The following is a 19,971-nucleotide window of genomic DNA, read 5'->3' as shown; positions in this document are numbered from 1 at the left end:
GACCGCTTCCACCTCGGGCGTGGCGACCGCTTCCACCTCGGGCGTGGCGACCGCTTCTACCTCGGGCGTAGTGACCGCTTCCACCTCGGGCGTGGCGACCGCTTCCGCCGGAGCAGAGGCATCTTCAGTTGTCACAATCTGTGCGGTGTCTGCTGAGGGAGCAGACTCAGTCAGTTCAGAGGCAGGCTGACCATCAGACGCAACCGCTTCTGCTTGCTCTGATGGGGCAACTGTGGCCTCAACTGCTGGAGTTTCCACTGCGGTGAGTGGCGTCGTCAGCCCCTCATTCTCGGTGGTCTCATCGTTACGTACCTGATCGGTCATCTCCTGCGTTCCTCCTGACGTGTGGCGTCCACTGCTCTAATTATCCATTTATATTTGCATCTGGCGACGGACAGCCTGCACCAGGCCATCATCGCTCAGGTCTTCAAGCCGATAATACGATCCTTTGAGGTGTTCAGCGAGGCGACGTGAAAGCCCCCGCTCAAAGGTTGGATGCTCGGTATCAATCACGATCGCCCGAATATCGCGGGCCGCAATCAGATCAGCAATCTGATAGGCCTCTTGTTGAGGAGGCAACTGACTAATCGCAACATTGGCCTGGCCGTCAGTCAAGAGAACCATCAACGGCAAGATTTCGCTATCCTGACGACGTGCACGTTCGAGCAACTCAAAGGCGGTCAACATACCCCGTGCAAGTGGAGTTTTGCCACCCGTCGGCATAGTCTGGAGGCGTTTCTGGGCAAGTTCGACACTATTCGTGAGGGGCAAGAGCACCCGAGCATAGTCACGCTGAAAACTGACCAGACCAACGCGATCGCGGCGCTGATAGGCATCTCGCAAGAGTGACAGCACTGCGGCTTTCGTCGCCTGCATGCGTTCTTCCGCAGCCATACTCCAACTTGCATCGACCACAAAGCAGACCGCATTACGGGTACGCCGGACGCGCACCTTCTGGCGGAGATCGCGGCGGGTGAGCAGCACCCGTAGGCGGCGACGCCCGTGGGCTGAAACCAAGGCGCGGCGCTCGCGCTGATAAATCGCGGCTTCGCGCAAGGTTGCATCAAGCGCCAGATCAGTCACACGGTGTTGCTGCCGACTCGTAATGTAACGACCCTGCTTGCGGGTTGTCCGGGTACGTGTACGCTTACCCGGCGAACGTCGCTGCTTGCGATCAGAAGTCGCCTCGAGCCGACGCGTCCGAAACATCTCATCGGCATCGAACTGCTTCCCCCCCGTCTGTTTGTCACTCGTCTGTCCACTCACGTCAGCAGTCCCCGCACTGCCAGTTGGTGTCACTGAGCCATCCGTATTGCCCTGGTCATCGCCACTCTCACCATCATCACCTGGTTCACCTAAATCAGCTTTTTTTTTTACTTCATCCTGGGCCGCAGCTTCGGCAGCCTTACCATTGCGCTCGAGGATCGAGGCAACACGCTGTTCATCAAGCTTGATCTCGGCAAAGGGTTGACGTCGCATCCGATGGGGCAACGCTAGTTCGGCAGCAGTACGAATATCTTCGACCGTCAGTTGCGTACGACCACTCCACGCAGCGTGCGTGCGAGCAGTCTCAAGGATCGTCAGATCAGCCCGATGGCCATCGACACCAAGTTCGATACAGAGGCTCGCGACGGCAGCCATATCAGACCGATCCATACGCACTGCGGGTAATAACTCACGTGCAGCGACAATGCGCGCAGCTAACTCAGTTTCAGCGGTGCGCCACTCTTCACTGAAAAGGTGGGGGTTCGTCTCATAAGCGAGACGGCGCTCGATCACAGCCACCCGGGAAGCAACGTCGGTCAGGCCGACAACCTCAACCGCAAGGCCAAAGCGATCAAGCAACTGCGGGCGCAACTCACCCTCTTCGGGGTTCATCGTGCCAACAAGGATGAAGCGTGCCGGATGCGAAATACTCACCCCCTCACGTTCAACCGTATTAATGCCCATCGCAGCAGCATCAAGCAGCAGATCAACGAGGTGGTCATCAAGCAGATTGACTTCATCAACATAGAGCAGACCACGATTAACCTGGGCAAGCAGACCAGGCTCAAAACGACGCTGACCTTCGGTAATCGCATGTTCGAGATCGAGGGAACCTACAACCCGATCTTCTGATGCTGAAACAGGCAACTCAACCAAACGAATAGTTCGGGTACGAGTTGGGGGTGGCTCGCCTTCGCCGAGGGCCTGACAGGTATGGCAAAGGCCAGCGACGCGATCTGGCTGACAGGAATAGGGACACCCTTCCACGACCGTAATTGACGGCATGAGATGAGCCAGGCCGCGCACAGCGGTCGACTTGGCCGTCCCCTTCTCACCACGAATAAGCACCCCGCCCACACGCGAATTGATCGCGTTGAGGATCAGGGCGCGTTTGAGGCGTTCCTGGCCAACGATGGCAGTGAAAGGATAAACTGGACGTAAAACCGAGGTTGTCACAACAATAAAAATCTTCCAGCCCTCAGAAGAGCCAGAAGTCCTAAGCTGCAGCGCCGGTAGAGAGTTTGAAGCGAAAACGACCCAATGACGACCACCCGCCCGATGTGTACGCGTGCTGCCAGACTTCCCCACAAGGATCTGCACTGACTTCAACCACAGCAGTACGCATTCTCTCACAACCCGGCGCAAAAGTCAAATCTTGAGGCAAATGCTACGTTGTGCCGTTGCGACAAGCGACTATGCTATAATGAGGGCGAACTCTAAGGCATCGCACATTAGAGTTGCGCACGAGAAAGCTTTATTTGGTGCTGATTTCTGTTTCCGCACATGGGTTGCGGCGATTTTTGGAGTAGAACGTGGGCTTTAACCCGATCAATTCGCTGTTTGGAGCATTTAGTCGTGATCTTGGGGTTGATCTTGGCACAGCCAATACCCTGGTGCATGTACGTGGCAAGGGCATCGTGATCAGCGAACCTTCGGTGGTGGCAATTGATGCCAAGTCCAAGCAAGTATATGCTGTCGGGGCCGAGGCCAAGGCGATGGTAGGCAAGACACCAGCCAATATTATTGCCGTACGTCCACTAAAGGACGGGGTGATTGCTGATTTTGATGTCGTCGAAAAGATGCTGGCCTATTTTATCAAAAAGGCCCACGCCTATTCGGCGATGCGGCTGATGGATCCCCGTCCGCGGGTAGTTGTTGGCGTTCCCTCGGGCGTAACCGAAGTAGAACGGCGCGCAGCCCGTGATGCGACCCTGAATGCGAAGGCTCGCGAGGCCTATGTTGTTGAAGAGCCAATGGCGGCTGCGATCGGGGCGGGATTGCCAGTTGATGAGCCGATTGGCAGCATGATCGTTGATGTGGGTGGTGGAACAACCGAGGTAGCCGTTATTTCGCTGGGTGGGATTGTCGTCAACCACTCGATCCGCACAGCCGGTGACGAGATCGATGATGCGATTGTCCAGTTCGCCCGTCGTGAATACAACCTCCTGATCGGCGAGCGGATGGCCGAACGGGCCAAGATCGCGGCAGGCTCGGCATATCCTCTTGATGAAGAAATCAAAGTGGTGCTGCGCGGGCGTGACTTACTGACTGGCTTGCCCAAGGCAGTCGAGGTTAGTTCGGTGGAAATCCGTGAGGGCATTGCCGGCCCGGTCAATGCGATTATTCAAGAGGTGCGCCTCGCACTCGAAGAGACACCCCCAGAACTTGTCGCCGATGTCATGGAGCATGGCATCACTCTGGCTGGCGGAGGATCATTGTTGCATGGCCTCGACCGGCGCATTGCAGCCGAAACCCGCATGCCAGTACATATCGCCGAAGATCCGCTCTCGTGTGTCGCACGCGGTGCGGGCAAAATGGTCGAGAATTTTGAGAACAAAGTCTATCAAGATATTTTGACCCGTTCGCAAAATTCGCGCCGCGCCAAGTTTTAAAAATCAGGGTAGCCCTAACCAGCCGATAGTCACGTACTACCTTGACAAAAGAGAGCATCATGCCTATCCGGGGGCACCCATTGTAGCTGACCTGTAGTATAGTGCAGTTATGCATGATTTGCTGAACGATAAACCAATCAAACTGCGCCGCAGCCAGATCAGGCTTCCACTCGGGCTACGGTCGCTGCTGGTGGGGTTGTTCCTCTGTGGCATGGCCTTCCTGTTGATCATCCTTGATAGTCAGGGGACTCTTGCGCCGGCTCGCGCATTCGTGCAGCAGGGGCTTGCTCCCGTGGCACAGGTGTTGACCGGCATCCGTGGGCAGGTTGATGGGTTCGCCACGGCTCCTTTTGGTGACGCCGCTGTCCGGGCGCGTCTGCAAGAGCTTGAACGGGAAAATAGTCGGCTTGCCGATCAATTGCTGCGCCTTGAGCAAGCCCAGGTCGAGAACGTTTTCTTACGCCAGCAACTCCAGATTCAACGTGAGCACCCCTGGACCTTGTTGGGGGCTGAAGTCACCGTACGCTCGCCTGATGCCGGACGACGGGTGATTGTGATTGCCCGCGGGACACGTGAAGGCGTCGCGCCAGGGATGGCGGTAATCAGCCAGTTGCCCGGTGGACCAACGGCACTGATCGGGATTGTTGAGGGTGTCGGCCCAAGTACGGCCGAAGTGCTCTTGATCACTGATATTAGTAGTCAGATCAGTGCCCGTGTGATGAGCGAAGGGCGTTCAGCACTGGGGATGATGCAGGGACAATGGCAGAATGGATCACGCTTGCGGCTCAACCAGGTTGACCGGGGCTTGCCACTCAAGCAAGGGGCATCGGTAATGACAGCAGGCATGACCGCCGCCCTCAATTTGCCACTTGATCTCGCCTCGGTGCCCTCAAACATTCCTGTCGGTGTGATCGAAGAGGTACGCACAGCCGAAAATTATCAGTATGCTGACCTACGACCTCTTGTTGATCCAGACCAGGTACGGTACGTGTGGGTGATTCTCAACCAAGACGATTAGAAGAACAGGTTGTACATGAACTAGGGCGCCTTGTGGGTATGGTTGCCATGGCGCTCATTCAGGTAACGCTCCTGAATACACCCCTCGGGTTCTCTGTTTCGCTCGTTTTGATTGTGGTAATTTCAGGTGCGCTGCTGAGCATGGGCGCGGCGTTTCCTGATGTTGGCGTCCAGCGCGTTTTGCGCTGGGCACTCTATGGAGGATTGACGCTCGATATCCTGGCGGCGACCTATCTGGGGACTCACGCCCTGGCCCTGCTCACAGCAACCCTGGTCGTCGTCGTGCTGGCGCGACGGATACGCATTGAAGGTATCATGATTCCGTTGCTGGCCGTGCTGATCGCGAGCGTGATCTATGAACTCGTGCTGGCGTTGTTGATCAATCGAGGCATGATAGAATGGTCAACATACGCCCTGCTTATTATGTTGCCGAGTATTCTCGTCACCCTGATCCCAACCCTGCCGATCTTTTTTCTGGTACGCTGGTTGCTCCGCAATCAGTTGTGATCATGTGAGCAATAGTATGCCACGCTTGATTTTGTTACGTCTCCTTGTCATCATTGTTGTGACCATTATGGTGGGGCGACTCTATCAACTCCAACTGGTTGATCAGGAGAGTCAGCGTTTTGGGAGCAACCCCGATGTCATCACCCGGCGGACGTTGACCGTCCTGCCCCGTCGCGGTGAAATATATGCTGCGGATGGCGTTACCCTGGTTGCCGAGAGTCTGCCTATCTATAATCTCTCGGTTGTGCCCGGACGCTTGCCCAATGCGACGACTGATCCTGAGCGCCGTGCTGATGTGCTCACACGGCTAAGCCTGGTGGCAGGCTTGTCGGCAACACTACGGCTCGATCCATCGGTGAGTATTGCGACCCATCCTGCCCTCTATGCCAGGCTGCAACAACTCGATCCGGTGCTGGAATGGAATACCGCCGAGCCATCAACCCTCATCGTTGCTCCAGAAGGCATCCTCGAGATCCTCGATCTCGTGAGGGCCTACGCCCCCCTGTTGGAACTCGCGAACCCGATTGAGGCAATGATTGTCCAACAGAATGTCCGTGGCTATCAATATGTCCTCGTGAAAGAGGATATTAGCCCCGATCTTGCCATGGCCATTCGCGAGAATGCCAACTATTTGCCAGGTACCGAGGTGACCGAAGGCTATCGCCGCTCGTATCCGCAAAGTGAAGTGATGCAGAGCTTGTCGCATACACTGGGGTATGTTGGACGGATCACCGAATGCGAGCTCATGCTCGAAAATCCGTCTACTTCGTGGTTGACCAGCCTGGTTGATGTCGTCAGCCGGGCTGGACGGTGTGGCCTGATCCCCAAACAGATTGATCCAACAAGCATCGGTCAGTTACCCTATCAACTTGATGATCGCATTGGCAAAGAGGGCCTCGAAGGGGCGTACGAGCATGATCTTCGCGGGCGCATTGGGATCGATACACTGCTTGTTGATGCCTTGCAACGTCCGGTTGGCCCACTCCAGCAGGTACGGCCGGTGCTCAATGGCAATAATCTGGTCATGACGCTTGACCTCGCATTCCAGGCCGAGGTTGAACAGATTATGCGCCGCTGGATCGCTGAGGGCGAACGTCGACGGGTGACGGCCCCTGAACCGTATAAACAGGCCTATGATCCGATTATCGCTGGCAGTGCCGTCGTCATTGACCCGCGCGATGGGCGCATTCTGGCGATGGTCTCATTGCCAACGTACGACAATAATGTCTGGGTGACTCCAGATCGTCAGGCCGAATTGCAAGCGCTCTTGACGCGCAGCGATCCAGAAGAACTAGCCGAATTGTTGCGCCTCGCCCCACTGACAAATCGGGCCATTGCCGGTCAGTATCCACCGGGTTCAACGCTCAAGCAATTTGTCGGTGCCATCGCCCTGCAAGCAGGAGTCATTACCCCCGAGACCAGATTGCGTGACCCGGGCCTGCTGCAATTGATTGAGCGGAGCGGTGCGCTCTTTGAGTTGCCCAACTCGGTACGTAATCGCGACAATGGCGAATTAACGGTCATTGATGCAATGCGCCTCTCGTCGAATGTCTTTTTTGCCTCGATTGCCGGTGGGAATGATCAGGCATCAAATCTGAGAGCAAGCGATCTGCGGGTGAATGGCCTGCAAATAGATCGCCTGGTCGAGGGCCTCGAGTGGTTTCAACTCGGACGCCGCACCGGTGTTGATCTGGTTGGTGAGGCGAGTGGGCTTGTGCCAACCCGCACCTGGAAAGTTCAGGCAAAACGAGAAGTCTGGACGACTGGTGACACCTATAATACGGCCATTGGCCAGGGTGATATGCAGGTGACGCCGTTGCAACTCGCGGTTGCGGCAGGGGCAGTTGCCATTGATGGTACGATTTACCGACCGCATATCGTGTCGCGGATCGTGGATACCAATGGCAATCTGGTGCGCGAAATCACCCCTGAGGTGCTCCAGCGCGTCCCCATTGAACCAGATTACCTGAGTGTTATGCGTGAAGGCATGCTAGAGTCGATCATCAATGGTCTGGGTGTTGCTGCCCGTCCTGAATGTTCTGGATTGGTGATTGCCGGCAAAACTGGCACCGCGGAGTTTGGGCCATTGATCCAGCGTACCGATGGTCGTCTCATACGTCAGAGCCATGCCTGGTTTGTCGGTTTTGCCCCGTATGACAACCCAGAAGTGGTGGTCGCGGTGCTCATCGAGGGCGTGGGCGACCTGAGTGACGGATCTTCGACGATGGCCGTACCTGCAACAACCCAGATTATGCAAGCTTATTTTGGCGCGAGTCGGCCAGAAGATGCCCCGATGAGTTGCCCAGTTTTGCCCGTTGAACCGACTGAGCCTGGCCTTGACACCGTTGGGCATACCCCTTAGTGGCAGTTTGCGTTATAATACCAATAGCCAGACAGCATACTGCATCCCTAGAAGGAGCGACTTGAGATGGCAGGCAGGACGACAACGGCGATGGATCCAGGCCAGATCTTGACTGATGCCGGGGCCGACACCTTTCGCGGTGAACTGCTGAGTGCCCATGCTGTACGCTGTCAGAACCTCTGGTTGGCGACGGCAACCGTCTATCATGACGGTGCGGCAGAGATTGCTATTTTGTGCAGCCTGAATCCAGCGCATGGTCGGTGGGACGCCGAAATCTACTACTTTTCATTTGAACAGGCTGTACGTGCCTTGCGCGAATACGAAGAGACTGGGAATATCCCTGAGGGTGAGTAGGAGGGTTCTGTTCATGTGCCGAGGTACGCTCTCCGCGTACCTCGGCATATGAACGATAGAGGGAGTGCCTGGGTCGTTCAGGCGGCACCATAGACAGGGATATGCGCCCCACTGATGATGCGTGCGTCGGGGCCAACCAGGAAGAGGACGACGCGTGCAATTGCCGCGGGGGGCACCCATGCATCGTAGTCCGCATCGGGCATCGCACTCCGATTAGATGGTGTGTCGATGACACTCGGCAAAATGGTATTGGCCGTAATGCGGTGTGGTTGCAATTCGGCAGCAAGTGCTTCAGTAAGCTGCAAGATAGCCCGCTTTGATGCAGCATAAGCGGCCAGATTGGCACCCGGTTGCGTCGCCGTGCGGGTTCCCACATTGACAATCGCACCGCCACCGCGGGCCATCATATGGGGCACAGCCGCAGCACACGAAAGCACGGCTGTTTTTAAATTGAGATCAAGTTGTGTTTGCCAGATCGCCCAGCCGCTCTCATGGACTGGTTTACCCCCGGCGAAACCTCCAGCCACATTGACGAGGATATCAAGGCCACCGTAATCCTGCGCTACCTGGTGATAGTAAGCCATCACCGCCTGCTCATCAGTGAGATCGACCTGTGCGCCGATGAGGGCAGCGTGGGGCGGAAGCGCGAGGCGATCACGTAAACGGTCAAGATCCTGCTCGCGGTGGAAGGGAACCACAACCGTGGCCCCGCCAGCGAGCAATATCTGCACAATTGCACTGCCAAGCGCACCTGTGCCACCTGTGACGACCGCTATTTTTTGTTCCAGATTCATTATCACTGCACCACCACCACTGGCGGAACGAGACTCCAGAGACGTTCGAGGCGATAGTAGTCGCGCTGAAGTTGATTAAAGACATGCACGACCACATCGCCATAGTCAAGCACAATCCATCCGGTGTCAGCCGCACCCTCGATCCGAGGATTCTGGCCATATTCCTGCTGGATTTTTTCATCAACGTGTTCAACAATCGCCTTAATCTGACGATCATTGTCGGCAGAACAGATCACAAAATAATCAGCGATGGTACTCTGCAGTCGGATATCGAGCAAGACGATTTCGTGCGCCTGCTTATCCTCGGCCAGTTCAACCACGCGTCGGGCAATCATTCCAGTCTCGATGGTCTTTGCTCCTCTCTTTGCATTGCTTCCTAACGGAATCATAACATACTTTATTGTGCTTGCCAGTTACGCTGTGTCAGGGCTGTCGCCCTCCAAAATCCTGCGTATGCTGGCGCAAACGGCCAGTTTCGCTGGCCGTTTGCGCCAGCATACGCAGGATTCCTGGGGGCCTGCGGCCCCAGCTAGAAGCTACCCTTGCACCCCCTCGGCAACCAGCGACTCGTACAAAGCAACCGTCTTCTGGGCAATCGCGTCCCAGCTAAAATGCTCTTCAACGCGACGCCGTCCGGCGAGCCCAAAACGCTCGCGCAGGGCCGCATCACCTGCGATGCGATTGATGGCCGCCGCTAGATCGGCCGAGAAAGCCGCTGGATCGTCTGGCTCGAAGCTATCTGGCTTGAGACCAGGATCAACCAGCACACCGGTCTCTTCGGGGACGACAACCTCTTTGATGCCACCAACCGCTGAGGCGACAACTGCGGTCTCACAGGCCATCGCCTCAAGGTTAATAATGCCAAAGGGTTCGTACACCGAAGGGCAACAGAAGACAGCGGCATGCGAATAGAGCTGAATGACATCGGGGCGGGCCAGCATCTCGCGGATCCAGATCACACCGGGGCGACCGGCGCTTACCATAGCCACGCCTTCTTCCATCTCTTTGCCAATCTCGGGTGTATCGGGGGCACCGGCACAGAGCACGACTTGCAACTCGGGATCGATGTGCGGAATGGCGTTGACTAGGTGAATAATGCCCTTTTGACGGGTGATGCGTCCGACGAAGAGCACAAATGGACGGTCAGGATCGATCCCGTAACGCTCCAACGCATCAGTTGCGGCAGTGCGGCGATACTCTGCCAGATCGATACCATTGTAGATCACATGAACCTTTTCAGGGGCAATGTTAAAGAAGCGCAGCACATCAGAGCGTGTCTCGTTTGAGACAGCAATAATCGCACTCGCTTGCTCGATGGCCGTGCGTTCCATCCAGGAACTGAGGTGATAGCCATTGCCCAGTTGCTCAACCTTCCACGGGCGTAACGGCTCGAGCGAGTGGATGGTCAACACATAGGGAATGCCCCAGAGTTTGCCAGCAAGCAAACCACCCATATCGGTATACCAGGTATGGCAATGCACCACATCGGCAGCGAGATTATCTTTGGCCATGATGAGTGAACGGACAAACGCATCAACGGCACCAGAAAAGCGGGGGTCGGTATTGCGTTTTGTCTCCTCCCACTGGGGATAGCCACGCACCGTGAGGGCGGGGTCATCAACGACCTGATCGCCAAAACAGCGCACCTCTACCGACACAAGTTTAGCGAGGGCACGGCTCAGATACTCAACATGAACGCCAGCACCACCATAAACATTGGGCGGATACTCATTGGTAAAAAGGGCAACTTTGCGCAGCATAACTACTCCATGTCACCATTCAGCATGGCCGTAAAAATCGGCGGGGCGTTGTCGAGCGAGAAATTGCTCGATCAGCGGGCGAACTTCGCCGAGACGAAACGCGGGGCCATGGCCGGGATAGCAGTGCGCCGTATCAGGCCAGGGCAATACAACGGTACGAAGGGTCGCAAGCGAAGTCTGAAAATCTCCGGCTGACCAGGTACGTCCCGGGCCACCGGCAAAGAGGGTATCACCAACCAGGATCGCTTCGCCACCAATAACAGCGAGGCTCACCTGATCGGCGCAGTGGCCGGGGGTGGCATAGATACGCACCTGGCCTTCACCAATGTTCAGCGTCGCATCGTGATGCAGGTGCGCATCGAGTTCGAGGTGCAGATCGTTGGCGTGCGGGCCAGGGTGGGCAGAAAGAGGAACGTGCAGGAGGGCACGCATCTCTTCTAGTGCGCCGATATGATCACGATGGGTATGGGTCAAAATCAGCGCGACTGGTTGCGTACCCTGCAGCAGCGCCAGCAAGCGTTCAGGGTCGGCCCCGGGATCAACCAGGGCACTCGCACCAGTCTGCGGGCAGACCAAGGCATATGCATTCATCGGCCAGGGGCCAACTTCACAGGTACGAACAAGCAATGGCACCATTGGCAGCACCTCACGTTGGTTCATGGTATGTGAGGATAGTATAACATGGCCCTCAGCGGCTGAGGGCCATGGGTGCTTGGGTGGGACCTGCGGCACCCAGGAATCTCGCTTGTGCTGGCGAAAACGGCCAACTTCGCTGACCGTTTTCGCCAGTACAAGCAAGGGTTTTTAGGTCGCCAGGCCTAAAGTTCATGACTTGACAAGAGAAAAGGCTCCGGGTATACTATACCCCAGGGGGGTACCCCGAAGGATACTTTATGAAAGCTATATTGCGGGTCGGGATGGCCCGTCTTTGAGAGGAATTCTAATGGCAAAGCCAATCGTGGTCACGGATGCTAATTTTGCGCAGCAGGTCTTGCAGGCTGAGACGCCGGTTGTCGTTGATTTCTGGGCACCCTGGTGTGGGCCGTGTCGCGTGATCGGGCCAATCCTTGATAAACTGGCCGGTGAGTACGAGGGACGCCTGACGATTGCCAAGGTCAATACCGATGAAGAGGTTCAGAATGCCAGCAAGCTGGGTATTCAGGGCATTCCGACCCTTATAATCTTCAAGGATGGCCTTGAGATCGGGCGGATGGTTGGTTCACAGCCCGAGGCTCGCTATCGCGAGGCCTTCGATAAAATTCTCGCCTGATTGATGTCGATAGTCAAGGTTGCATGTCAATCTGCGCATGTAGATCGGAATAAGTAAGATATTTCGTTTCTATCTCAGATCGAGAGAGACTATTATGGCCGATCAGGATCACGTACATACCCTTAGTGACCCTCGGCGTGATGACGTTCTGTTGCGCCTGCGCAAGATTGAGGGCCAGGTGCGTGGTGTCCAACGGATGGTCGAGGCTGGCCGTGACTGCCGCGAGATTGTCACTCAGGTGGCGGCAGTCAAGTCGGCGCTCGCGAGCGTGAGCAGTGTAGTGCTCCAGTGTTATGCCCAGGGGTGCCTCGGCGATAGCGAGGTACCACAAGAGCAAACGATTGCCGAGTTGATCGCACTCTTTCAGGGCGCAAAGTAATGCTCGGGTGATGCGCGGCGAGGCCAGCAAAGCTGGCCTCGCCGCGCATCACGTTTTTTGAGAGCGAGGAGCTTATTCTTCGGTGGGCCAACCGCGTTGATGGGCCAGTTCACGCAGCCCACGACTGAGGCTTTCGAGTTGCTTCAAGAGGAGTCGGAGCTTGAAGGGTGCACCATCGTCGTGCTCGACCCACTTGTTGAGATCGCCCTCAACATAGGCGCGTGAAAGGCGATCAGTCTCGTCGACCATCTGGTCAAGCGAGCGAATGCGAAAGACGCGCGCTTTATTTTTGGGCTGATTCTCGACGGTCTCTTCTTCGACCCGTAGATACTGGTCATCGTCGTTAGCTTCGTCATCGTCCCAGAGATCGGCGTCACGTTCGACCTCCTCCAGGACAACCCCACTCGTTTTGGCGAGCGGGCCTCCGGCACTTCCATGCTCGGCAGGTGAAGGTGTCGTACGCAATTGCTCGCCAGCCTCGAGGGCCTGCAACGCCGTTTCAAGCGTCAGGTTAGGATTGGCCGCAAAATAGGCGGTCAGACGGCTCAACTCAGACGCCGACATGCCTTCATCGGCGGCAAAGCGGGCCAGTTCAAGCTGGGTTTTCGGACTCGGCACCCGGCGGAGATGCTGGGCTTGCGTGACATTCAACTCACCACGGCGTACCATCAACTGGACTTCTTCAGGCAATTCGAGCAAACCGAGATAGCGGCGAACCGTGCGACCCGTCATACCAACGAGTTTGCCCACGGCCTCATCCAGTTCACCTTCGGGTTGTTTGCCATGCTGCTCGATCAGATGGGCACGCAAACGCGCATAGGCACGTGCCTGTTCAAGATCATTCAGATCCTGGCGCTGCACATTTTCGATCAACTGGCGCAGCAAGAGATCAGGATCATCGGCATCCAGTACGATGCATGGGACTCGTTCGAGCCCGAGCTGCACCGCTGCCGCACGGCGACGGCCACCATAGACAACCCGATACCGTCCGGTACCAATTGCGACCACACCAAGCGGTTGCAGCAGACCACGGTCGGCAATCGTTGCGGCGAGACCAGCAATATCACCCGGATCTTCACGGACGCCCTCAGGATCGAGTTCAAGTTGTTGCGGATCAAGATAGAGGAGTTGCATACCCTCCTGGCCTTCTCACTGCAAAGTGTTCCCATAAGACGCACAAGTGTACCACAGATCGTGCCAGGGAGCAATCTGGGCATGCGTCCGTGCATCTGCCCCACCTCCCATGGCGGTTGTGGGCGGCAAAGCCGCCCACAACCGCCATTCCAACCTACCAACGCACGCGACGCTGATGGATGGAGCCGTCGTGTCCACGATAGCTGCGCGTGATGCGAATGCCAAAGATCCGGAGGAACCGCTGCCCGTTGGTGACACTCCAATCAGCAATGGTATGCGCCGCGCTGCCCGTGCAAAAACCCAACAAGACGGCAATGCTGACCTCGGGGTTGGCACTCAGCCAGGCACGCATATACTGGTACAACTGCATGTGATAATCGGGCACAACGAGACCCAGTTGTGCCATCACCCAAACCCAAAAAAAGAGGAGCAAAGTCACCACCAGATAGAAATAGGCAAGACGGAGGAGCGGAGAAAAAATCAGACTATGGCTAAAGAAGTGGCGATGAGGGATGATACGCATATACGGACGCCAGATCCAGTAGAAAACACCCCAACGATTATCAATTTTCGAATCAAGATCAAGATCTGGTGAAAAGAGGATGCCCGAAACGAGATGCGACCCGACAAGCCAGAGGGTCAGCGTAACCGCATCGGCATGCCCTCGTTGCATCGCTTCGCTCAGATAGCCATACACCACCGGTGTCATCACCGCGCCGGTGGCAACAGTAATCAGATCGTGGGTACGTGCATCAGGCATTCGCCAAACTCCTCACATGTATGCTACAATATATACTAAGCATAGCTCAAGTGTGCGTTTTATGCAAGTATTACCTGAACTGACCATGATCCTGGCCGCAGGCGAAGGGCCGCACGTGGCCTTTGCGCGTGAACGGGCGCGTGTTGATGAGGTGGCCGAGATCCTCGTGGCCTTTGCGAATAACACTGGTGGGACGCTGGTGCTTGGCGTGAGCGGGCGCATCCGGGCCAAGGTTGAAGGGCTCACTGATGCTCTCGCTGCCCGCGAGTTGTTGCTCGACGCGGCGCTCGCCTGTACACCACCCTTGATTTTGCCGTTGCCCCGCGAGGTACAGCACGACGGCAAGCACCTGCTGATCCTCACGGTGCCTGCGGGCCTTTCGCAAGTTTATGCGCTGCACGGCAAGTATGTGCGCCGCGAAGGTGCCACGAATCAGCCGCTCGCCCCGGATGCCCTGCGGCGCCTGTTGCTCGAGCGCGGCGAGGTAAGCTGGGAACGCTCGGTGCCCGACGGGGCAACGCTTGACGAGCTTGATCCGGTTAGCATCGAGGCCTATGCCCGACGGGTGGGGCTTGATGCCACCGAGGAGGCGCTCGGCTTGCTCTACCGGCGTGGGGCTGTCGTGCCGATGCAACCCCTGTCTGAGGCGCATCCGACGTGGCAGCCGACCAATGCCGGGTTCCTGCTCTTTGCCCGACGTGTCGAGGCTCGGTATCCCCAGGCTGAAATGACGCTTGTGCATTACCGTGGCTACGATATGGCCGATGTTTTTGAGCGTGAAGATATTCGTGCGCCACTTGTTGAGATGATTAGACGCGCTGAACGGTGGCTGAGCGAACATATCCGTAAAGGGAGCCGGATGGCCGGCTTTGAACGCCAGGATTGGACGCAATTCCCGCCGGGTGCGGTGCGTGAGGCGCTGGTCAATGCTGTGGCCCATCGTGATTACAGTGTGCGCGGCGAGGGCATCCGGGTCTCACTCTTTAGCGACCGGCTTGAGGTCTACTCACCAGGGCGCCTGCCCGGCCATGTGACGCTGCACAATCTGGTCGAAGAACGCTACTCACGCAACGAGAGTCTGGTGCAGGTACTGGCTGATTATGGCATGATCGAGCGCCTCGGCTATGGCATTGATCGTATGTTGCGCCAGATGGCCGAGGCCAATCTGCCGCCGCCGGTCTTCCGCGAAACGGCGGCCGGTTTTCTCGTTAGCCTTCAGGGTCAACCGCTTGAGGCCTACGGGCCAGACGGCTTTGATACCCGCGAATGGGTGCGCCTCGGGCTCAACGAGCGCCAGATTGCCGCGTTGATGCATCTGGCCGCCGAGCATCGCATCACCAACCGCGATCTGCAAGAGCAGTATGCCGAGGTCAGCCCCGAGACGATCCGCCGCGACCTGGCTGACCTGGTTGACCGTGGGCTCTTGTTGAAGGTCGGCGACAAACGGGCGACCTACTATATTCTGAAATAAGCCGATGATCATTGTCTTGCAGCGCCCACAGGATGTGCGCAATATTGGGGCCGTTGTGCGGGCGATGCTCAATTTTGGCTTTGCCGAGCTACGCCTGGTTGAACCAACCCCCTTCGTCGAAGCTGACCTGCTCGGCATTGCCCATCGGAGTGAGGCATTTGTTGCGCGCATCCGGTATGAGGCGGATCTCGCCGTGGCCCTCGCCGAAGCGCGGTTTGTCGTCGGAACAAGCGAACGCAGTCACCCTGGGAGGGTGATGCGGCATGATCTGCGCCCTTTTGCCCGTGAGCTCGTGGTGCGCAACGCAACTGCCGGGCCAGTCGCCCTTCTCTTTGGCCCCGAAGATCACGGGCTCGACAACGAGGCCCTTGACCGTTGCGATTGCGTGGTCAGTCTGCCGACGGAACCAGGCTACCCATCGCTCAATCTGGCGCAGGCTGTTATGCTCATTCTCTACGAATTGCGTATGGCCAGAGATGAATCTGTTGCAATGCCTGAACGCATGCGCAAACCAGCCACGCTTGCCGAACGCGAACGCTTTGCCGCCGTCTTGAGCGAGTTGGTCGCAACGGTTGGCTTTATCAAATCGGGCGACGGGGCAACGACACTGCGGCGGCTCCGCAATCTCATCACCCGCGCTCAACCAGAGCGTCATGAACTTGCCCTGCTGACGGCGCTCTTCCGTGAGGTACTCATTGCCTTACGGCGTAGGTAGGGGGCTACGCCCCAAATGTATGAGATTTAGGGCTGACGCCCTAACAACCCAGGTTTCTTCTGAGGGCCTACGGCCCCCAAGAATCTCGCTTGTGCTGGTGAAAACGGCCAGCTTCGCTGCCGTTTTCACCAGCACAAACAAGGGTTTTAGAATGTGCTATATACTTAGACAAATGTCACAGGCTATCAAAGGAACTGCGACCATGACAGGGCGTGTCGCAATGGTGACCGGTGGGGGAAGCGGGAGTTGAAAGGAACTTTTGTATGAGTCTTGTGGAACGTAGTGCTCTTCCTGTCGCGTATACGTGGGATACCCAGAGTGTGTTTGGTGATGATACAGCGTGGCAAGCGGCACTTGATGAAGTGACTGGTCACATTGAGGTATTGCAGGCCTTTCAGGGCCGCTTTGCTGAAGGGCCTGCGGTGGTAGCCGATTACCTTGAACTCGCCGAGCGCGTCCTGCGCCTGAGTGGCAAGGTGACGGTCTATGCGCGCATGTTTTATGCGGTTAATACGCTTGATCAGGCGGCCAAAGCACGAGTCGATCGTACGGCAGCAACCCTGGTACGCCTGGGGTCAGCGACCGCATTTACTGAACCCGAATTGCTCGCACTTGGTGCCACCACCCTGCAGCAGTGGGTCGAGCAAGAGCCGCGCCTGGCGATCTTTGCGCATCACTTCGACCGGCTGAGTCGGCGTGAACCCTATGTGCGCTCGGCTGAGGTCGAAGCGCTGTTGCGCCAGGCCAGTGAACCCTTTGATGCCGCCGCAACCATCCATGGCATCCTGACCAATGCCGATCTGAGGTTTGAACCTGCGCGCGACCAGACAGGCGAGACCTACGAGATTGCCCAGGGCAATATCAATGCGCTGGTGACCCATATCGATCCGGCGGTGCGCAAGAGTGCATGGCAGAACTATGCCGATGCGCATCTGGCGCTCAAGAATACGATGGCCGCCTGTCTCGCCACCGAGGTGCGCCGCAATGTCTTCAATGCCCGCGCCCGCGGCTATCGTTCGGCACTTGATGCGGCGCTCACGCCCAACCACATTCCGCTTGAGGTCTTTCACCAGTTGATTGCGACCTTCAAACGGCATCTGCCGACCTGGCACCGCTACTGGCGTCTCCGCCGACGTGTGCTTGGTGGGCAACCGTTGCATGTCTATGACAGCAAGGCACCTCTGACCCAACAGCCACTCAAGGTACCCTATGATCAAGCCGTGACCTGGATCTGTGAAGGCATGGCCCCACTTGGCGAGCAGTATGTGAGCACGATGCGGCGGGGCCTCGTCGAGCAACGCTGGGTTGATGTCTATCCCAACCGAGGCAAACGGGCCGGAGCCTTCTCGATGGGCTCGCCAGGGACACATCCCTTCATTATGATGTCGTACAACGACGATATTTTTGGGCTCAGTACGCTGGCCCACGAGCTCGGGCACTCGATGCACTCGTACTATACCCGTAGCACCCAGCCCTACGTCTATAGCAACTACGGGCTCTTTCTCGCCGAAGTCGCCTCGAATTTCAATCAAGCCCTGGTACGCAAACACCTGCTTGAACGTCTGACCAGCCGCGACGAGCAGATTACGCTACTCGAAGAGGCGATGGCGAATTTCCATCGCTACTTCTTCATCATGCCGACCCTGGCCCGCTTTGAACTGGCGATCCACGAGCGCATCGAGGCGGGGCAGGCGCTCACCGCCGATGACCTGATCAATCTGATGGCCGATCTTTTTGCCGAAGGATATGGCGACGAGGTCGTCGTGGATCGTGAACGCGTCGGGTCAACCTGGATGCAATTCTCGACGCACTTGTATGCCAATTTTTATGTCTATCAGTATGCAACGGGCATTTCAGGTGCCCACGCCCTTGCCGAGGGTGTCCTGGCGCAGCACGAGGGGGCTGTCGAGCGCTACCGTGATTTTCTGACAGCAGGGAGTTCACGCTACCCACTCGATACCCTGCGTCACGCCGGGGTAGACATGAGCAGTGCGGAACCCGTTGAGCAGACTTTTGCAGTGATGGAAGGGTATATCGAGCGCCTCGAAGGGTTACTTGTACCGCTGGAAAAAAGCTAACTGCGCTAGCTTTTTTCCAGCGGTACAGCTTCCTGGGGGCCTGTGGCCCCCAGCATTTCAAGCCTCATCATTTGCACGTCGCACAAAGCGTTTAATGCGGCGTTCGCATTCTGCCCGGGGGAGCATAATTTTGCGCCCACAGGTTTCGCAACGCATGCCGATATCGGCACCAAGCCGCACGATCCGCCACGTATCACCACCGCACGGATGCGCTTTGCGCGTCTGTACAATATCGTCCAACTGAAGTTCAAGCGGTGGTTTCGACACGACTATTTCACGGTTTGCCAGAGCCTGATCATCTCGTCCAGACTCAATGCGTGCATCTGGTGTCCTTGCGCAGCGACGGTTGCTTCGAGTTGCCCGAAACGACGACGGAATTTGAGGTTAGCGTCGCGTAAGGCGAGTTCGGCATCAATCTGGAGCCACGCCGCCAGACGGGTCAGGACAAAGAGGGTATCACCAAACTCTTCGGCGATGTGAGCAGGATCAGCACTGGCAGCGGCGGCCCGCAGTTCGTCCAGTTCTTCATTGATCTTGGCCCAGACCTGGTCAATGCCCGTCCAGTTGAAACCGGTGCGTGCAGCACGTTTGCCAATCTTTTGGGCTGTAGCCAGCGCCGGCAGCTCGGGCGGGACACCATCAAGCGTCCCAGCGCGTGTACGGCCTTTCGCGGCCAACTCGGTCGCCTTGATCTGTTCCCAGTTCTGCAACACCTGATGCTCGCCGTCGACCACCAGGTTCCCAAAAACATGCGGGTGGCGCCCGATCAACTTGCCTGTGACCTGGGCAAAAACGTCCTCGAACGTGAAATATCCAGCCTGTCGAGCCATTTCGCAATGCGCAAAGATCGAAATCAGCAGGTCGCCGAGTTCCTCCTTCAGCGCCTCCATATCACCCGTATCGAGGGCTTCCAGAACTTCACACGTCTCCTCGATCAATGCACTGCGCAGATCCGCGTGGCTCTGCCGGACATCCCAGGGACAGCCTTCAGGCCCAAGCAAACGGGTCATCACCCAGCGCAAGCCGTCGGCACTCCGTTGATCCTCATTGACCGGCAAGTGGTCAACGGCCAGCAAGGAGGTCTCACCGGGTTGAGCGACCAGTTCAGGCCAGGTCGTGAGCGAGCCTTCAACGAGGTCGCGCAGTCTTCCCTGGGAATCAAGGATTGCCAGACGGATCAGATGATGGGGAGGATAACGCAGCGCCAGCAGATCATGCAGAGGCACTGACGGATCATCGTGGTGCCACCAGATCAGTGCCGGGGCGACAGGCTGGAGGGGAAAGGGCATCACAGGCACACGATAGGAGCCTGCCTGCATCGTCTCGGCCCACGGACGAACACCTAACGCGTGCCCGACCTGGGGCAAGCCAGGCGGCTGAGAGGCCGCCAGCAGAGCGTGCGCCTCCCAAAACTGGACGCCAGACGTCCCTTCGAGAGCAAAGATACGCAATGCAGCGTCAAGCAACTGACCTGGTGTAACATTCATAACGA

The 19,971-nt window shown here is 57.1% G+C and carries 19 protein-coding genes and 1 pseudogene; 10 read left to right on the top strand and 10 right to left on the bottom strand.

Annotated elements, in window-relative coordinates; translation table 11 throughout:
- Together EYB53_RS09345 and EYB53_RS09340 are read right to left on the bottom strand one after the other, a co-directional pair.
- Window positions 1–324: pseudogene (locus EYB53_RS09345) on the bottom strand (hypothetical protein); the annotation flags it as partial.
- Between the two features lie 48 nt (window positions 325–372).
- On the bottom strand, window positions 373–2,442 hold the full coding sequence (locus EYB53_RS09340; protein WP_503827060.1) for a putative cobaltochelatase: 2,070 nt from the start codon (window positions 2,440–2,442) through the stop codon (window positions 373–375).
- A 356-nt stretch (window positions 2,443–2,798) separates the two neighbouring features.
- Here EYB53_RS09340 and EYB53_RS09335 point away from each other — a divergent pair, with 356 nt between their 5' ends.
- From EYB53_RS09335 to EYB53_RS09315, 5 genes are all read left to right on the top strand, one after another.
- Window positions 2,799–3,878 carry a rod shape-determining protein gene (locus EYB53_RS09335; RefSeq protein ID WP_097651796.1) on the top strand — a complete coding sequence of 360 codons (1,080 nt, stop codon included), beginning with the start codon at window positions 2,799–2,801 and terminating at the stop codon, window positions 3,876–3,878.
- 109 nt (window positions 3,879–3,987) lie between these two features.
- The gene (gene mreC / locus EYB53_RS09330; protein ID WP_135477925.1) at window positions 3,988–4,896 is read left to right on the top strand and encodes a rod shape-determining protein MreC; all 909 of its coding nucleotides are present in this window, start codon (window positions 3,988–3,990) and stop codon (window positions 4,894–4,896) included.
- 38 nt (window positions 4,897–4,934) lie between these two features.
- Window positions 4,935–5,402 carry a rod shape-determining protein MreD gene (locus tag EYB53_RS09325; protein ID WP_209949600.1) on the top strand — a complete coding sequence of 156 codons (468 nt, stop codon included), beginning with the start codon at window positions 4,935–4,937 and terminating at the stop codon, window positions 5,400–5,402.
- 16 nt (window positions 5,403–5,418) lie between these two features.
- Complete coding sequence (locus EYB53_RS09320) at window positions 5,419–7,764, top strand: penicillin-binding transpeptidase domain-containing protein (protein WP_135477923.1); 2,346 nt, start codon at window positions 5,419–5,421, stop codon at window positions 7,762–7,764.
- Between the two features lie 66 nt (window positions 7,765–7,830).
- Window positions 7,831–8,118, top strand: coding sequence for a hypothetical protein (locus tag EYB53_RS09315; RefSeq protein ID WP_135477922.1), 288 nt, complete (start codon window positions 7,831–7,833; stop codon window positions 8,116–8,118).
- A 77-nt stretch (window positions 8,119–8,195) separates the two neighbouring features.
- Here the strand turns inward: EYB53_RS09315 and EYB53_RS09310 are convergent, their stop codons facing one another.
- The 4 genes from EYB53_RS09310 to EYB53_RS09295 all read right to left on the bottom strand — a co-directional run bounded on the left by EYB53_RS09310 (window position 8,196) and on the right by EYB53_RS09295 (window position 11,308).
- Complete coding sequence (locus tag EYB53_RS09310) at window positions 8,196–8,912, bottom strand: SDR family NAD(P)-dependent oxidoreductase (protein WP_135477921.1); 717 nt, start codon at window positions 8,910–8,912, stop codon at window positions 8,196–8,198.
- Between the two features lie 2 nt (window positions 8,913–8,914).
- Window positions 8,915–9,247 carry a ribosome silencing factor gene (rsfS, locus tag EYB53_RS09305; protein WP_135477920.1) on the bottom strand — a complete coding sequence of 111 codons (333 nt, stop codon included), beginning with the start codon at window positions 9,245–9,247 and terminating at the stop codon, window positions 8,915–8,917.
- A 201-nt stretch (window positions 9,248–9,448) separates the two neighbouring features.
- Window positions 9,449–10,672, bottom strand: a complete 1,224-nt coding sequence (glgA, locus tag EYB53_RS09300; RefSeq protein WP_135477919.1) for a glycogen synthase — start codon at window positions 10,670–10,672, stop codon at window positions 9,449–9,451.
- 12 nt (window positions 10,673–10,684) lie between these two features.
- A complete protein-coding gene (locus EYB53_RS09295; protein ID WP_135477918.1) occupies window positions 10,685–11,308 on the bottom strand; it encodes an MBL fold metallo-hydrolase in 624 nt (207 codons plus the stop codon).
- Between the two features lie 307 nt (window positions 11,309–11,615).
- Here EYB53_RS09295 and trxA point away from each other — a divergent pair, with 307 nt between their 5' ends.
- Together trxA and EYB53_RS09285 are read left to right on the top strand one after the other, a co-directional pair.
- Complete coding sequence (gene trxA, locus EYB53_RS09290; RefSeq protein WP_135477917.1) at window positions 11,616–11,942, top strand: thioredoxin; 327 nt, start codon at window positions 11,616–11,618, stop codon at window positions 11,940–11,942.
- A 94-nt stretch (window positions 11,943–12,036) separates the two neighbouring features.
- A complete protein-coding gene (locus EYB53_RS09285) occupies window positions 12,037–12,321 on the top strand; it encodes a metal-sensitive transcriptional regulator (RefSeq protein ID WP_135477916.1) in 285 nt (94 codons plus the stop codon).
- Between the two features lie 72 nt (window positions 12,322–12,393).
- Here the strand turns inward: EYB53_RS09285 and EYB53_RS09280 are convergent, their stop codons facing one another.
- Window positions 12,394–13,455 carry a ParB/RepB/Spo0J family partition protein gene (locus tag EYB53_RS09280; RefSeq protein WP_135477915.1) on the bottom strand — a complete coding sequence of 354 codons (1,062 nt, stop codon included), beginning with the start codon at window positions 13,453–13,455 and terminating at the stop codon, window positions 12,394–12,396.
- Between the two features lie 154 nt (window positions 13,456–13,609).
- Entirely contained in the window at window positions 13,610–14,215 is a 606-nt protein-coding gene (locus EYB53_RS09275) for a metal-binding protein (RefSeq protein WP_135477914.1), read from the bottom strand.
- 61 nt (window positions 14,216–14,276) lie between these two features.
- Here EYB53_RS09275 and EYB53_RS09270 point away from each other — a divergent pair, with 61 nt between their 5' ends.
- From EYB53_RS09270 to pepF, 3 genes are all read left to right on the top strand, one after another.
- Complete coding sequence (locus tag EYB53_RS09270; protein WP_135477913.1) at window positions 14,277–15,686, top strand: ATP-binding protein; 1,410 nt, start codon at window positions 14,277–14,279, stop codon at window positions 15,684–15,686.
- A gap of 4 nt (window positions 15,687–15,690) precedes the next feature.
- Complete coding sequence (locus EYB53_RS09265) at window positions 15,691–16,401, top strand: RNA methyltransferase (protein WP_135477912.1); 711 nt, start codon at window positions 15,691–15,693, stop codon at window positions 16,399–16,401.
- A 263-nt stretch (window positions 16,402–16,664) separates the two neighbouring features.
- Window positions 16,665–18,479 carry an oligoendopeptidase F gene (gene pepF, locus EYB53_RS09260; RefSeq protein ID WP_135477911.1) on the top strand — a complete coding sequence of 605 codons (1,815 nt, stop codon included), beginning with the start codon at window positions 16,665–16,667 and terminating at the stop codon, window positions 18,477–18,479.
- Window positions 18,480–18,536: 57 nt separating this feature from the next.
- On the opposite strand, the gene EYB53_RS09255 is transcribed toward pepF, so the two are convergent.
- Window positions 18,537–18,746, bottom strand: a complete 210-nt coding sequence (locus EYB53_RS09255; protein WP_135477910.1) for a DUF951 domain-containing protein — start codon at window positions 18,744–18,746, stop codon at window positions 18,537–18,539.
- Between the two features lie 2 nt (window positions 18,747–18,748).
- On the bottom strand, window positions 18,749–19,966 hold the full coding sequence (mazG, locus tag EYB53_RS09250; protein WP_135477909.1) for a nucleoside triphosphate pyrophosphohydrolase: 1,218 nt from the start codon (window positions 19,964–19,966) through the stop codon (window positions 18,749–18,751).
- Between the last annotated feature and the right edge of the window lie 5 nt (window positions 19,967–19,971).

Source organism: Candidatus Chloroploca mongolica, assembly GCF_004762035.2.
GTDB classification, from domain to species: domain Bacteria; phylum Chloroflexota; class Chloroflexia; order Chloroflexales; family Chloroflexaceae; genus Chloroploca; species Chloroploca mongolica.
The sequence above is the reverse complement of the archived record's forward strand: the minus strand, read 5'-3'. Positions and strand labels throughout refer to the sequence as shown.

Coding starts and splice junctions, on each gene's coding strand:
- EYB53_RS09320 (WP_135477923.1), top strand. CDS start 5,419: ATGCCACGCTTGATTTTGTTACGTCTCCTTGTCATCATTGTTGTGACC.
- EYB53_RS09280 (WP_135477915.1), bottom strand. CDS start 13,455: ATGCAACTCCTCTATCTTGATCCGCAACAACTTGAACTCGATCCTGAG.
- EYB53_RS09325 (WP_209949600.1), top strand. CDS start 4,935: ATGGTTGCCATGGCGCTCATTCAGGTAACGCTCCTGAATACACCCCTC.
- rsfS (WP_135477920.1), bottom strand. CDS start 9,247: ATGATTGCCCGACGCGTGGTTGAACTGGCCGAGGATAAGCAGGCGCAC.
- glgA (WP_135477919.1), bottom strand. CDS start 10,672: ATGCTGCGCAAAGTTGCCCTTTTTACCAATGAGTATCCGCCCAATGTT.
- EYB53_RS09310 (WP_135477921.1), bottom strand. CDS start 8,912: ATGAATCTGGAACAAAAAATAGCGGTCGTCACAGGTGGCACAGGTGCG.
- EYB53_RS09275 (WP_135477914.1), bottom strand. CDS start 14,215: ATGCCTGATGCACGTACCCACGATCTGATTACTGTTGCCACCGGCGCG.
- trxA (WP_135477917.1), top strand. CDS start 11,616: ATGGCAAAGCCAATCGTGGTCACGGATGCTAATTTTGCGCAGCAGGTC.
- EYB53_RS09270 (WP_135477913.1), top strand. CDS start 14,277: ATGCAAGTATTACCTGAACTGACCATGATCCTGGCCGCAGGCGAAGGG.
- mreC (WP_135477925.1), top strand. CDS start 3,988: ATGCATGATTTGCTGAACGATAAACCAATCAAACTGCGCCGCAGCCAG.
- pepF (WP_135477911.1), top strand. CDS start 16,665: ATGAGTCTTGTGGAACGTAGTGCTCTTCCTGTCGCGTATACGTGGGAT.
- EYB53_RS09265 (WP_135477912.1), top strand. CDS start 15,691: ATGATCATTGTCTTGCAGCGCCCACAGGATGTGCGCAATATTGGGGCC.
- EYB53_RS09285 (WP_135477916.1), top strand. CDS start 12,037: ATGGCCGATCAGGATCACGTACATACCCTTAGTGACCCTCGGCGTGAT.
- EYB53_RS09315 (WP_135477922.1), top strand. CDS start 7,831: ATGGCAGGCAGGACGACAACGGCGATGGATCCAGGCCAGATCTTGACT.
- EYB53_RS09295 (WP_135477918.1), bottom strand. CDS start 11,308: ATGGTGCCATTGCTTGTTCGTACCTGTGAAGTTGGCCCCTGGCCGATG.
- mazG (WP_135477909.1), bottom strand. CDS start 19,966: ATGAATGTTACACCAGGTCAGTTGCTTGACGCTGCATTGCGTATCTTT.